The 13,282-nt window shown below is 62.6% G+C and carries 10 protein-coding genes; 9 read left to right on the top strand and 1 reads right to left on the bottom strand.

Annotation, left to right across the window (positions count from 1 at the left end; translation table 11 throughout):
• The first annotated feature begins 388 nt into the window (after positions 1-388).
• The 9 genes from HBJ59_RS13810 to HBJ59_RS13770 all read left to right on the top strand — a co-directional run bounded on the left by HBJ59_RS13810 (position 389) and on the right by HBJ59_RS13770 (position 12,811).
• Positions 389-1,948: an ABC transporter substrate-binding protein gene (locus HBJ59_RS13810; RefSeq protein ID WP_076016257.1), complete on the top strand. Its 1,560-nt coding sequence runs from the start codon at positions 389-391 to the stop codon at positions 1,946-1,948.
• Positions 1,949-1,950: 2 nt separating this feature from the next.
• Positions 1,951-2,892, top strand: coding sequence for an ABC transporter permease (locus HBJ59_RS13805; protein ID WP_167663867.1), 942 nt, complete (start codon positions 1,951-1,953; stop codon positions 2,890-2,892).
• Positions 2,889-3,767 carry an ABC transporter permease gene (locus tag HBJ59_RS13800; RefSeq protein WP_076016256.1) on the top strand — a complete coding sequence of 293 codons (879 nt, stop codon included), beginning with the start codon at positions 2,889-2,891 and terminating at the stop codon, positions 3,765-3,767. The genes HBJ59_RS13805 and HBJ59_RS13800 overlap by 4 nt, the downstream gene beginning before the upstream one ends.
• On the top strand, positions 3,764-5,407 hold the full coding sequence (locus HBJ59_RS13795) for an ABC transporter ATP-binding protein (RefSeq protein ID WP_167663866.1): 1,644 nt from the start codon (positions 3,764-3,766) through the stop codon (positions 5,405-5,407). The genes HBJ59_RS13800 and HBJ59_RS13795 overlap by 4 nt, the downstream gene beginning before the upstream one ends.
• Positions 5,408-5,519: 112 nt before the next feature.
• Complete coding sequence (locus tag HBJ59_RS13790) at positions 5,520-6,773, top strand: OprD family porin (protein WP_167663865.1); 1,254 nt, start codon at positions 5,520-5,522, stop codon at positions 6,771-6,773.
• Positions 6,774-6,980: 207 nt separating this feature from the next.
• On the top strand, positions 6,981-8,099 hold the full coding sequence (locus tag HBJ59_RS13785; RefSeq protein ID WP_076016253.1) for a succinylglutamate desuccinylase/aspartoacylase family protein: 1,119 nt from the start codon (positions 6,981-6,983) through the stop codon (positions 8,097-8,099).
• Positions 8,100-8,263: 164 nt separating this feature from the next.
• Complete coding sequence (gene rocD / locus HBJ59_RS13780; protein ID WP_076016252.1) at positions 8,264-9,457, top strand: ornithine--oxo-acid transaminase; 1,194 nt, start codon at positions 8,264-8,266, stop codon at positions 9,455-9,457.
• Complete coding sequence (gene acnA / locus HBJ59_RS13775; RefSeq protein WP_076016251.1) at positions 9,454-12,105, top strand: aconitate hydratase AcnA; 2,652 nt, start codon at positions 9,454-9,456, stop codon at positions 12,103-12,105. Before rocD ends, acnA begins: the two co-directional genes overlap by 4 nt.
• Complete coding sequence (locus tag HBJ59_RS13770; protein WP_076016250.1) at positions 12,098-12,811, top strand: transporter substrate-binding domain-containing protein; 714 nt, start codon at positions 12,098-12,100, stop codon at positions 12,809-12,811. The genes acnA and HBJ59_RS13770 overlap by 8 nt, the downstream gene beginning before the upstream one ends.
• Here HBJ59_RS13770 and HBJ59_RS13765 read toward each other — a convergent pair.
• Positions 12,808-13,170, bottom strand: coding sequence for an NUDIX hydrolase (locus tag HBJ59_RS13765; RefSeq protein ID WP_076016249.1), 363 nt, complete (start codon positions 13,168-13,170; stop codon positions 12,808-12,810). The genes HBJ59_RS13770 and HBJ59_RS13765 overlap by 4 nt on opposite strands.
• Between the last annotated feature and the right edge of the window lie 112 nt (positions 13,171-13,282).

The following is a 13,282-nucleotide window of genomic DNA, read 5'->3' as shown; positions in this document are numbered from 1 at the left end:
ACAGTCGGCTCAGTCAGTGCTGCATTTAAACCATTGAATGCCAGCCAGCTTATCTGATGACTATAGGTGCGCACAGATCGGTATGCACGATCACGATCATTATTTCTGATCATTGAAATCGCATTTTTTCCCGCTACAGGCCCTGGTTTCTCGGTACGGTAAGCCCAGGGCGACACACGGACGGTTGATGATCGGATAAACCGAGCCCGATCACTCGGAGCGTTCTTCTCAAGCTCATTGGGTGGCGAATAAGATCGGTCCAGGAACATTCGCAAACCGTTATCAGCGACTAAAACAACAACAACTATTCAGGTGTTCGGCCGTGCCTCTTTTTGGGTCCTGCCAGCGTCCGAACCCAAGCGTAAGGATCATTCAAGGTGCATTTATCATGAACAAGACTTTAATCCTGGCTGGCGCCTTGTCCGCCGCGCTGATGGGCACTGCCCACGCCGAGAATCTGTTGAGAGTCGCGTTGAACGCTGACATTCGCAGCACCGAGCCAGGCGTCAACCGTGACACCAACTCCGACGCCGTCATCCTGCACATTACCGAAGGACTGGTGGCCTTCCGTGAGGATGCCACCGTCGGCCCGCTGCTGGCCAAGGACGTGCAGGTGTCCGACGATGGCCTGCGCTACACCTTCCATCTGCGCAGCGGAGTCAAGTTCCAGAACGGTGCGCCGTTGACCTCTGCCGAAGTGTTATGGACCTGGAAGCACTACCTGGACCCGAAAACCCAATGGCGCTGCGCCCCGGAATTCGACGGCCATGGCGGCGCCAAGATTGTCGACATGAGCGCCCCGGATCCACTCACCGTGGTGTTCACTCTGGACAAGCCTAACGGCCTGTTCCTCACCAGCACCGCGTTGCCGGAGTGCGGTGGCAGCGGCATCCTGCACCCCGACTCGGTGGTCGATGGCCAATGGAAAGCGCCCATCGGCACCGGCCCGTTCCGCTTGGGCGAATGGAAACCCGGTCAATACATCGACCTGCTGCGCAACGCCGACTACACCCCGCGTGACGAGAAAGAACCGGATGGCTACACCGGCAATAAAACCACGACCCTCGACCGTGTACGCCTGCTGGTGATCCCCGACCCGGCGGCGGCCAAGGCGGCGTTGCTGTCGAAGAACGTCGACCTGCTGATTGACGTTACGCCCCTGGACGCTACCGAACTGGCCGCCAACCCGGGCATCAAGGTCACCTCCAGCGGCACCATGTCGGTCAACGCATTGCTGTTCCAGACCCGCGACCCCTTACTGAAAGATGTGCGCCTGCGCCAGGCCATCGCCCACTCGCTGGACTCCGCACAAATCGTCGCCGCCCTGACCGGTGGCCGTTCCCAGGCCAACAACTCGATGGTCGCCAGCGGTAGCCACTACCATCAGGCCGTCGAGAATCAGGGCTTCGATTTCGACCCGGCCAAGACCGCACAGCTGCTGCGGGAAGCTGGCTATAAAGGCCAGCCGATCAAGCTGATCGTCAACAAGCGTTACGCCGCGATTTTCGACATGGGCGTGTTCGTGCAAGCCATGGCCAAGGCCAGCGGCCTTAACCTGGAACTGGAAACCCTGGAGTGGGGCACTCAGTTGGAGCGCTACCAGACCGGTAACTACCAGATGATGGCTTTCCCGTACTCCGAACGCCTCGACCCGGCCCTGAGTTTCGACTCGATGACCGGCAACAAGGACAAGGAAGCGCGCAAGGTCTGGGACAACCCCCAAGCTCAGGAATGGCTGCGTGAAGCCCAGCGTGAAGGCGATATCACCAAGCGCCAGGCCTTGTTCGACCAACTGCATCAGCAGATGCTCAAGGACGTGCCGATGATCCCGATGTACAACGGCAATGCGATTGCAGCCAGCCGTGATTACGTGAAAGGCCTGCGCACCTGGCCGGTGTCCAAGCCGCGCTTGTGGACCGTCAGCGTGCCTGCGACCGGGAGTAACTGAGGATGTTGCGTTTCATCTTCCAACGGCTGGCGATGTCGATCCCGACCTTGCTGCTGATCTCGCTGATGGTGTTCGCGATCATCCGCCTGGTGCCCGGTGACCCGGCGCTGCTGATGCTCGGCGACATGGCCGATGCCCACAGCCTGGAGGTCGCCCGCGCGTCCCTGGGCCTGGACCAGCCGCTGCCGCTGCAGTTTGTGATCTGGCTCAAGGCAGTGCTCAGCGGTGACTTCGGGCATTCCATCACCACCAACGAAGCGGTGTTGCCGCTGATTCTTGACCGCTTCCAGGTGAGTGCCGGGATCGTACTGGTATCGGTGTTGCTCGCGGCGTTGATTGCGGTCCCGGCGGGCTTGCTCTCGGCGTGGAAACAGAACAGTTCCCTGGACTTTGGCGTGGTATCTACCGCCACTTTGTTGCTGTCGATCCCGAGCTTCTGGCTGGGATTGCTGTTGCTCTACGCGTTCGGCATCAAGCTCGGCTGGCTGCCGGTGGTGGGTTACGTGTCGTTCGGCCAATCGCCGTGGAAAGCCTTGAGTTTTATCGTGCTGCCGATCGTCACTCTGACATTGGTGGAACTCGGTGCGATCACCCGCATGGCCCGCGCCAGTGCAATCGAAGTGCTGCGCCTGGAATACATCACACACGCCCGGGCCAAGGGGTTGTCGGAGCGGGCGGTGTTATGGCGCCATGCACTGCGCAACTCGTTTGCGCCGACCCTGACCCTGATCGGCCTGATCCTCGGCAACCTGCTCAGCGGTATCGCGGTGCTCGAAACCGTGTTCACCCTGCCAGGCATCGGCCGGCTGATGGTCGACGCTATCTACGCCCGGGACTACCCGGTGCTGCAAGGCTGCCTGCTGCTGGTGACCTTTGTCTATGTGCTGGTCAACCTGTTGGTGGACCTGCTGTACCCGCTCTTCGACCCCAGGGTTAAGTTATGAATAAGCCTCTACCTGCCGCACCCGAGGTGCTGTTGCCGGCACCGGCGCGTGTCCCCAGGGCCTGGCGTGTTCCGCCGCTGAACGCGTTGATCGGCGCGCTGCTGCTGGCCTTGTTGTTGATCATGGCCTTGCTGGGCCTGGTCTGGACGCCCCATGACCCATTGGCCCTGAACCTGTTGGCGCGCTTGCAGGCGCCCACCGCCGCGCACTGGCTGGGCACCGACGAATACGGCCGCGACGTGCTGAGCCGCTTGATGATTGGCGCGCACACCAGCCTGTGGGTGAGTGTGTTGACGGTGACGCTGGCGATTACTGCCGGCACGGTGCTTGGCCTGCTGGCCGGGTTCCTGCGGGGTTGGGTCGACCGTGGCCTGATGATGGTCAACGATGCCTTGCTGGCGTTTCCCGGAATCCTGCTGGCCTTGGGCTTGATGGCAATCATCGGCCCGAGCCTGTACGGCATCGTCTTCGCCTTGAGCCTGGCCTACACGCCATCGGTGGTGCGGGTGGTGCGCGGCACGGTGCTGTCATTGCGGGAGAAGGAGTTTGTCGAAGCCTCGCGGGTGATCGGCAACTCCGAGCTGTACACCATGCTGCGGCACATCGCGCCGAACTGCGTGGCGCCGGTGTGCGTGCTGGCTACCAGCATGTTCGGCTGGGCGATCCTGGCGGAAAGCTCCCTGAGTTTCCTCGGCCTGGGCGTACCGCCGCCGGCTGCCACCTGGGGCAACATGCTCGCCGCCAGCCGGCCGTATATCGCCACGGCCAGTTGGCTGGGGCTGTTTCCCGGTGTCTGCATCGCCATGGCGTTGCTGGCGTTCAACCTGTGTGGCGATGCCTTGCGCGATCGTCTCGACCCGCGGATGAGTAAATGACCATGACTGACATCCTTCTGGCAGTCGACCAACTGAAAATCCGCGTGGGGGCCACCGGCCCGCTGGCGGTCAACGACCTGAGCTTCACCATCGCCCCCGGCGAAATCGTGGCGCTGGTGGGCGAGTCCGGCAGCGGCAAGACCATGGCCGCCCGCGCCGCCATCGGCCTGCTGCCACCGCCGCTTGAGCAATGCAGCGGCCAGGTGCGCTTCCAGGGCCATGACCTGGGCAGCCTTGCGCCTGAGCAACTGCGCCAGTTGCGTGGGGCGAAGATCGGCATGGTGTTCCAGGAACCCATGGTGTCCCTCAACCCGTCCATGAGCATCGGCGAGCAAATGGCCGAAGGGTTGCGCCTGCACACCAAGCTGACGGACGCGCAGATCCGTGAGCGCAGCCTGGAAATGCTCGGGCATATCGGCATCAAGGACGCCGAACGATGCCTGGCGGCGTTTCCCCACGAGTTCTCCGGCGGCATGCGCCAACGCATCATGCTCGCCTCGGTGATGCTGCTGCGCCCGGCCTTGCTGATTGCCGACGAGCCCACCACGGCCCTGGATTGCCTGGCGCAACTGGACGTGTTGAAGCTGATGCTCGACCTGACCCGCGAGCAGGGCACGGCGATCCTGTTTATCAGCCACGACCTGTCACTGGTGGCTCGCTACGCCGACAAAGTGGTGGTGATGCGCGAAGGCCGCGCGGTGGAGCAGGGCACCATCGAACAGATCCTGCTGGCGCCCAAGGCCGAGTACACCCGGCAACTGCTGGAAGCCCTGCCTCGGCGCGGCACCCTGGCGCCATTGCCCAAGGCCGACCGGCCGTTGCTGACGGTCAAGGACGTGTGCATTGAGCACCCGGGGCCCCGCAGCCTCTGGGGCCGCAGCCAGTTCAAGCGCGTGGTGCATTCGGCCAACCTGTCCATCGCACCGGGGGAAACCCTGGCGTTGGTGGGCGGCAGCGGCTCGGGTAAGACCACTCTGGGCCGGGCGATTGTCGGGCTGAACAGCCCGTGTTCCGGCGCCATCGAGTTTGAGGGTGTGGACATTCTCAAGGCCGGCAACCGCGACCATCGCCTGCAATGCCAAATGATTTTCCAGGACCCGTATTCGTCCCTCGACCCGCGGATGAAGATCGGTGACATCCTCGCCGAACCCCTGCGCCATGTGCCCGGTATGACGCCCGCGCAGCGTCGTGAGCGGGTGGCGAAAACCCTGGTGGACATCGGCTTGGCGGAGCAGTTTGTCGAGCGCTTTCCGCACCAGTTGTCCGGTGGCCAGCGTCAACGCGTGGCCATCGGCCGGGCGCTGGTGCGGCACCCGCGACTGGTGATTGCCGATGAGCCGATCTCGGCGTTGGACATGACCATCCAGAAGCAGATTCTTGAGCTGTTCGAACGCCTGCAGGCGCAGTACGGCTTTGCCTGCCTGTTTATCTCCCACGACCTGGCAGCGGTGGAACGCATCGCCCACCGGGTAGCCGTGATGAGCGAGGGCCGGGTGGTGGAAATGGGCGCCCGCGACCAGATCTTCGACAGCCCGCAACACCCTTACACCCGCAAGCTGCTGGCCGCTGCCAGCCCTTTGGAGAAACTTGAAAACGGTGGCTACCGCATCCGCCAGGGCCCCGTACCGCTAGCGCTGTAACCCAGGACAGGCATCACCCGCCGCGCATATCGCTGATTTGCGCGAACGGCGAAGCCATGCCCGAAGAACAATAAAAACACCAACCCCCACCACACTGCCAGGAGCTAAAAAAATGAAAAAATCCCTGACTCAACTGATCACCGGCGTCGGCGTCGTCAGCAGCGGGCTGGTCCCGTCACTGGCCCATGCGGACTTCATCAAGGACAGCAGCGGTACGCTGGAACTGAAGAACTACTACTTCAACCGTGACTACCGGGAAGCGGCCTCCCAGTCGATGCGCGCCGAGTGGGCCCAAGGTTTTATTCTCGGCATCAAGTCCGGTTTCACCGAAGGCACCGTGGGCTTTGGCCTGGACCTGACGGGCATGCTGGGGGTGAAACTCGACTCCAGCCCGGGGCTGTCCGGCACCGGTTTGCTGCAGCGTGACAGCGACAAAAACGTCTCCGACGAGTACTCCAAGCTTGGGGTGACCGCCAAGGCCCGCTTCGCCAAAAGCGAGCTGCGTGTGGGCTACCTGGTACCGGACCTTCCGATCCTGCAACCCAACACCAGCCGTTTGTTCCCGCAGTCCTTCAGCGGCACCCAGCTGGTGTCCAACGACATCAGCAACCTGAAAATCACCCTCGGGCAGATCGACCAGGCCAAGGACCGTGACTCCACCAACTATGAAGACATGAAGCTGACCACGGTGAGCAAGGTCTACAAGAGCACCGCCCTGAGCGACCAGTTTCGCTTTGCCGGTGGCGACTATTCGCTGACCCCCAGCACCTTGCTCAGCTACCACTTCGCGGCGCTGGACAGCATCTACCAGCAGCAATACGTGGGCTTCAAGAACAACTTCGGCCTGGGGCCGGGCACCCTGAAAACCGACGTGCGCTACTTCAAGTCCGACAAGGACGGTGCGGGCCTGGCAGGCAAGGTCGACAACAGCGCCTTGAGTAGCCGCCTGACCTATCAGTACGGCGGCCACAGCATCGGCGGCGGCTTCCAGCAGCAATACGGCACCACGCCGTTTACCTACCTGGATGGCTCCATCAGCTACCTGTTCACCGAGTACCAGTTCAGCAACTTCACCCAGACCAAGGAGCGCGCCTGGCACGCCCGCTACGACTACAACTTCGCCGACCTCGGCCTGCCGGGCCTGCTGGTTGGCATCAAGTACGCCAAGGGTGATTCGGCCGAGGTGCTCGGCTTCAACCGCGAAGGCCGCGAGTGGGAGCGCGACCTGGACCTGGGCTACGTGGTGCAGAACGGGCCGTTCAAGGGCGTGTCGATGCGCTGGCGCAACGCAATGAGCAAAGGTAACTACTTCAACGACGTTAACGAAAACCGCGTGATGTTGGGTTACACCCTGGCGCTCTGGTAACAGGCTCTTGTGGGAGTGGGCTTGCTCGCGAAGGTGGTGGATCAGTCAATGCATTCGGCGACTGGCACTCCGTTTTCGCGAGCAAGCCCGCTCCCGCACTGATCGGATTACCAGATCAAGATAGTGTGGGCCGCCCTTACAGACGATCACGCCGGCTCGTTAATATTTCTTCAGCGTTCATCACTCGAATATCGAGATTCCCGGTTTATGAAACTTAAATCACACCCCTTGCTGCAAGCGACACAAGGTACCCACAGGCACGTGGACAGTGAGCATTACGGTGCAGTGGGTGCAGGGCGAAAAATCTATATCCAGGCGGCGCTGCATGCCGACGAAACCCCGGCACTGCTGGTTGCCGCGCAACTGCGTCGGCAACTGGCGGAACTGGAAAATGCCAACCGCCTGAATGCAGAAATCGTGCTGGTGGCCGTGGCCAACCCGGCTGGGCTCAGCCAATACATCATGGGCGCGCCAAGCGGGCGTTTCGAACTGGCCAGCGGGCGCAACTACAATCGGGGCTTCCCGGTGCCGTACCAGGCGATCGCCGACAAGATCGAGCACCTGCTGGGGCCGGACATCGACGCCAACCGCCAACTGATCCGCCAGGCCTGGGGCGAGTGCCTGCAGGACTCCCGGCCGCTGGACGAATTCCAGTCGCTGCAACGCACCCTGATGCTGCTGGCCCACGACGCCGATATCGTGCTGGACCTGCACTGCTCCCGCGAAGCGGCGATGCATGTGTACACCGGCGAAGCGGTGTGGGCGACCGTGGAGCCGCTGGCGCGTTACATCGGCTCTGAAGCCTCGTTGCTGGCCACCGATTCCCAGGCCAATTCGTTCGATGAGGCGCTGTACCTGCTGTGGGTCAACCTGCGCGAGCGGTTTGGTGATCGGTTTCCGATTCCGGACAGCAGCGTGGCGGTGACCGTCGAGCATCGCGGCCAGCGCGATGTGTCTTATGAATTGGCTGAACATGACGCCACGGCAATTATTGATTACCTGACGCATTTGGGCGCCATTGAAGGTACGCCACGGCCATTGCCGGCCCTGCGTAACCCCGCGACGCCGCTGGCCGGCAGCGAACAGTTCTACGCGCCGAGTGCCGGGGTGCTGGTGCACCGCGCGGCGGTGGGCAGCCGGATCGAGGCGGGGCAGGCGTTGTTCGATATTGTTGATCCCCACAGTGGGCAGACCACGACTGTTGTCAGCCATAACACGGGCGTGCTGTACATGCGCCGCGACGTGCGCTTCGTCAAACCCGGCGATCCGCTGGGGCGCGTATCCGGTGCCACACCGATTCGCAGCGGCAAGCTACTCAGCGCCTGATTTGCCCGCTATGGAATAGGGGCAAAATGTGGGAGCGGGCTTGCTCGCGAATGCGGTGTGCCAGTCAATGCATGTGCTGACTGACCCACCGTATTCGCGAGCAAGCCCGCTCCCACATTGGATCTTTGTTGTTCATTTATTATTTATTTGGCAGGACATCCCTCATGCACCCCAACCCGGCAATCACCCTCGAAAACCAATTCTGCGCCCACAACTATTCCCCCTTGCCGGTGGTGATCGTCAAGGGCGAGGGCGTATGGGCCATTGGTGATGATGGCAAGCGCTACCTGGACATGATGTCGGCCTATTCCGCCGTCAGTCACGGCCACGTCCACCCACGCATCCGCGCCGCCGCCGTGGCGCAGATCGACAAGATCAGCGTGGTGTCGCGGGCGTTCTACAGCGAGCCCTTGGGTAACTTTCTCAAGACCCTGTGCCGCATCACTGGCTTCGACTCGGCCCTGCCGATGAACAGCGGCGCCGAAGCCGTGGAAACCGCGATCAAGGCGGCCCGACGCTGGGGCTACCGAATCAAGGGCGTCCCGGCCAATCAGGCAAACATCGTGGTGGCCGACAACAACTTCCACGGCCGCACTTCGACCATCGTCGGCTTCTCCTCGGAGGCTGACTACAAAGCTGACTTCGGCCCATTCTGCAACGGCTTCACCGAGGCCCGCTTCGGTGACATCGAGAGCTTTCGCCAGGCCATTACCACCGACACCTGCGCGGTGCTGATCGAGCCGATCCAGGGCGAGGCCGGCATTCGCGTGCCACCCGCCGGCTTTCTGCGGGAACTGCGCCAGCTGTGCGACGAGACCAACACCTTGTTGATCCTCGATGAGATCCAGTCTGGCCTGGGCCGCACCGGCAAATGGTTTGCCTTCCAGCACGAAGGCATTCGCCCCGACGCGTTGATCCTTGGCAAAGCCCTGGGCGGCGGGATCATGCCGGTGTCGGCGTTCGTGGCTGATCACTCGATCATGGATCTGTTTGACGCCGGCAGCCACGGCTCGACCTTCGGCGGCAACCCGTTGGCAGCGGCTATCGGCCTTGAAGCGTTGAAGGTGCTGGAAGAGGAGGGTTTGATCGATAACAGCGCGCAACTGGGCCAGTACCTGGTGGAGCGCCTGAAGGCAATGAACTCGCCGGCTATTCGCGAGATACGCGGGCGTGGCTTGTGGGTGGGTGTGGAGCTGGACCGCGATGCCCGGCCGATCTGCGAAGCCCTGCTTGCCGGAGGTCTGCTGACCAAGGAAACCCACGAAAACGTGCTGCGCATTGCGCCGCCGTTGTCCATTACCCGCCAAGAGCTGGACTGGGGCCTCGAGCGTATCGAGCGGGTGTTCAAACAGCTATGAGCGAGTTTCTCAACCACCTCGACATCGACGGTCAGCGCTTCGCCTGGATCGACCTGCACCAGATGCTAAGCCCGACACAACTGCAGCGGCTGCCGTATTCCCTGCGCATCCTCCTGGAAAACATCGCCCGTTGTGCCCCGTTATCACTGCCCCAGGTGTTAGCAAGGGCCATCGGCGACGGGCCGGATTGCGAGGTGCCATTCCAGCCCAATCGGCTGATGTTCCACGACACCACCTGCTTGCCGGCCCTGGCGGATTTCGCCGGGATGCGCGACGTAGTGGCCGAGCTGGGCGGTGATCCACGGGCGGTGAACCCGTCGATCCCGGCGGTGCTGACCATCGACCATTCGGTGATCGTCGAGCACTACGCCGAGGCCGGCGCGGTAGACGCCAACCTGGACATCGACTTTCGCCGCAACAGCGAGCGCTACCGCTTTATCAAGTGGGCCCAGGCCAGCCTCGACAACTTCAAGGTGATCCCGCCGGGCACCGGCATCATTCACCAGATGAACATGGAGTCCATCGCCCAGGTGGTGTGGGAAAGCGCGCCGCGTGACGGCCACGTGCTGTTGCATCCGGACTGCATGGTTGCCACCGACAGCCACACACCGATGATCAATGCCATCGGTGTGCTGGGCTGGGGCGTCGGCGGGCTGGAAGGGCAGGCGGCGATGCTCGGTGAGCCGGTGCCGATTCCTTATCCGCAGGTGGTGGGCATTCGTGTCACCAACGCGTTGCGCGACGGGGTGACGGCCACTGACCTGGCGTTGACGGTGACCGAGTTGCTGCGTCGGCGCAGCATGGTCGGCAAGTTTGTCGAGTTCACCGGGCCGGGCTTGCCGTCCCTGAGTTGGGCAGCGCGGGGCACGGTGGCGAACATGGCCCCGGAATACGGCGCCACCGTGGTGTTTTTCCCGTTTGATGACGAGACGCTGGCGTACCTGAACCTGAGTGCGCGCCCGCAAGCCTTGATCAACAAGGTGTCGGCCTACATGTCGGCGCAATCGCTATGGCGCCGGGAAGACGTTCCCGAGCCGATGTTCGATGAGTTGATCGAGCTGGATCTGGCGCAGGTGGAACCAAGCGTCGCCGGGCCACATCAGCCACATCAGCGCCAGTCGCTGGCAGACGCTGGCGCCTCGTTTCATCAACACGTGAGCGCTGACCCACAGGATTTCTTCGAGCCGTCGTTCCAGGTGCCCATCACCCATGGCGCGGTGGTCATGTCCGCGATTACCAGTTGCACCAACACCGCCAACCCGGCGCAGATGGTGCAGGCCGGGCTCTTCGCCCGCAACGCCCGCGCCCGTGGGCTGACACGCAAGCCGTGGGTCAAGACGTCGCTGTCCCCGGGCTCGCGGGTGGTGGCCGACTACCTTGAGGCCGCCGGTTTGCTGGAGGATTTTGCCGCGCTGGGTTTCGACCTGGCGGGTTTTGGCTGCATGACCTGCATCGGCAATTCCGGCAGCCTTGAAAGCCATGTGGAAACCTTCGCCCAGCAAGGCTTGAAGGGGGTGGTGGTGCTCTCCGGCAATCGCAATTTCGAAGGCCGGGTCAATCCTAAAGTCCCCGCCGGTTACCTCGCATCGCCCGCGTTGTGCGTGGCCTATGCGATTGCCGGCAGCATCGACATTGACCTGTCGGCCCAGCCCCTGGCGAGGGATGCCCAGGGCCAACCGGTGTTCCTCCATGAGCTGATGCCCAGCGAAGCCGAGGTGGCTGCGCAAGTGGCGCAGGTGGTGCGCCCGGCGCTGTTCCGGCAGCGCCAGGAATTGCTGTGGCAAGGCACTCACCATTGGCAGGCGCTGGAAGCCGACGGCAGTGTGCAGTTTGCCTGGCACCCGGACTCCACTTACCTGCGCCGCCCGCACTACCTCGCCGGGGTAACGCCGGCGCCGGCTTCGTCGTTGTCCATCAGCAACGCCCGGGCCTTGGTGGTGCTGGGGGATAATGTCACCACTGACCATATCTCCCCGGCGGGCAGCATTCCCGCCGACAGCCTGGCCGGGCACTGGCTGCGTGAGCGCGGTGAAGCGCTGGCGGACTTCAACCAGTATTCGACCCGCCGCAGTAACCACGAAGTGATGGTGCGCGGCGCGTTTACCAACCCGCGCCTGAGTAACCTGCTGTCCAGCGATCAGCCCCCGCGCCAGGGCGTCTGGGCCTGGAATGCCGACCACAGCGACTACCTGCCGCTGTACCTCGCCGCGCAGAGCTATGCCGGCACGCCGACGGTGTTGTTTGCGGGGATCAATTACGGCGCCGGCTCCAGCCGCGACTGGGCGGCGAAGGTCCTGACCCTGCTGGGGATCAAGGTGGTGGTGGCCCGCAGTATCGAACGGATTCATCGCAGCAACCTGATCGGCATGGGCGTGTTGCCGCTGGTGTTCGATGAGGGCGCATCGGTGCAGGACTTGAACCTTGATGGCAGTGAATCCCTGAACTTCCTTGGCCTGGATCACCTGCGGGTCGGCGAGAACCCGATTACTTTGCTGATTGAGCGTGCCGCTGGTGAAACAGCGCGCACCGCGCTGACCTTGCGCCTCGACTCGCAGCAAGAGCTTGGTTACCTTGAACACGGCGGCGTCTTGCCCTTTGTGATTCGCAAGACCGTGCAAAGAACTGTTCAAGGAGCGCGTAATGATTGACCCGCAGGTACTGCAACAACTGGCCCCCGAGGGCGTGCTCAGGGCGGCCATCAACTTCGGCAACCCGGTGCTGGCCCAGCGCGGTGAAGGCGGCGAGCCCCAGGGCGTGTCGGTGGCATTGGCCACGGCCCTGGCCGATGAGTTGGGTGTGCGGCTTGAATTAGTCACGTTTGAAGCCGCAGGCAAGGTCTTCGCCGCGCTGGCTGACGACATCTGGCGCGTGGCGTTCCTGGCCATCGAGCCGGTGCGCGAGCAGGAAATCGCCTTCAGCGCGCCCTACGTCATCATCAAGGGCACGTACCTGGTGGCGGTTAATTCTCCTTTAAGCAGCGTTGCGCAACTCGATGCTCCCGGCCAGCGCATTGCCGTCGGCCAGGGCGCCGCGTATGACCTGTACCTGAGCCGCACGGTGCAACACGCCGAACTGGTACGCGCGCCCACCTCGGCGGGGGCGGTGGACCTGTTTATCGAGCAAGGGTTGAATGCGGCGGCCGGGGTTCGGGATTACCTGCGAACCCGGGTCGACGGGCGTTGGCGCCTGCTGGACGATGACTTCATGAGCATCAGCCAGGCCGTCGCGGTACCGGTGGCGCACGCAGCCGCTGCCGCGTTCGTCAAATCCTTTGTCGAACGGCAGAAAGCCAATGGCTTGGTAAAACAGGCGTTGTCGCGCAGTAGGCAAAGCCCGGAGCTGGCGGCTCCTTAGAGACGGCGCAGGAAAGATTTGACAATTTTCTGGGTGGCCTGGGTGGTGTCCAGGTCTTTCATCTGGGTGAAGGGATGCCACTGGCATTCCTTGATTTCACTCAGCGGCCGGGCTTCGTCGATATTCACCACCGACGCCTCGAACACGTGGTGCAGCGTGTCGCTGGCCTTCAGTTCCTGCAACAACAGCAAACCGTCGACGTTCAGCCCGGTTTCCTCTTCCAGTTCCCGCGCGGCCGCGCCCACTGGCCGCTCGTCGCGCTCGACCTTGCCGCCGGGCAGTGCCCATTTCGATCGGGCTTTACGCACGAACAGGATGTGCCCGTCGTGCTCGCAAATCACCGTAGCCCTTATTTTCATCGTCTGTGCCCCCGCAGTGAGATGATTGTCATAAAAGTGTAATGCAATTGTCATGCTCAGTCTTTATCCGGCAGGCTGGAGAGGGGGCCGGAAAACACCGATACTGCCCCAT

The organism is Pseudomonas sp. AN3A02 (assembly GCF_011765255.1).
Lineage (GTDB): Bacteria > Pseudomonadota > Gammaproteobacteria > Pseudomonadales > Pseudomonadaceae > Aquipseudomonas.
This window is presented reverse-complemented; position numbering and strand designations above follow the sequence as displayed.

Coding starts and splice junctions, on each gene's coding strand:
- HBJ59_RS13785 (WP_076016253.1), top strand. CDS start 6,981: ATGAAACTTAAATCACACCCCTTGCTGCAAGCGACACAAGGTACCCAC.
- HBJ59_RS13795 (WP_167663866.1), top strand. CDS start 3,764: ATGACCATGACTGACATCCTTCTGGCAGTCGACCAACTGAAAATCCGC.
- HBJ59_RS13765 (WP_076016249.1), bottom strand. CDS start 13,170: ATGAAAATAAGGGCTACGGTGATTTGCGAGCACGACGGGCACATCCTG.
- acnA (WP_076016251.1), top strand. CDS start 9,454: ATGAGCGAGTTTCTCAACCACCTCGACATCGACGGTCAGCGCTTCGCC.
- rocD (WP_076016252.1), top strand. CDS start 8,264: ATGCACCCCAACCCGGCAATCACCCTCGAAAACCAATTCTGCGCCCAC.
- HBJ59_RS13770 (WP_076016250.1), top strand. CDS start 12,098: ATGATTGACCCGCAGGTACTGCAACAACTGGCCCCCGAGGGCGTGCTC.
- HBJ59_RS13810 (WP_076016257.1), top strand. CDS start 389: ATGAACAAGACTTTAATCCTGGCTGGCGCCTTGTCCGCCGCGCTGATG.
- HBJ59_RS13790 (WP_167663865.1), top strand. CDS start 5,520: ATGAAAAAATCCCTGACTCAACTGATCACCGGCGTCGGCGTCGTCAGC.
- HBJ59_RS13805 (WP_167663867.1), top strand. CDS start 1,951: ATGTTGCGTTTCATCTTCCAACGGCTGGCGATGTCGATCCCGACCTTG.
- HBJ59_RS13800 (WP_076016256.1), top strand. CDS start 2,889: ATGAATAAGCCTCTACCTGCCGCACCCGAGGTGCTGTTGCCGGCACCG.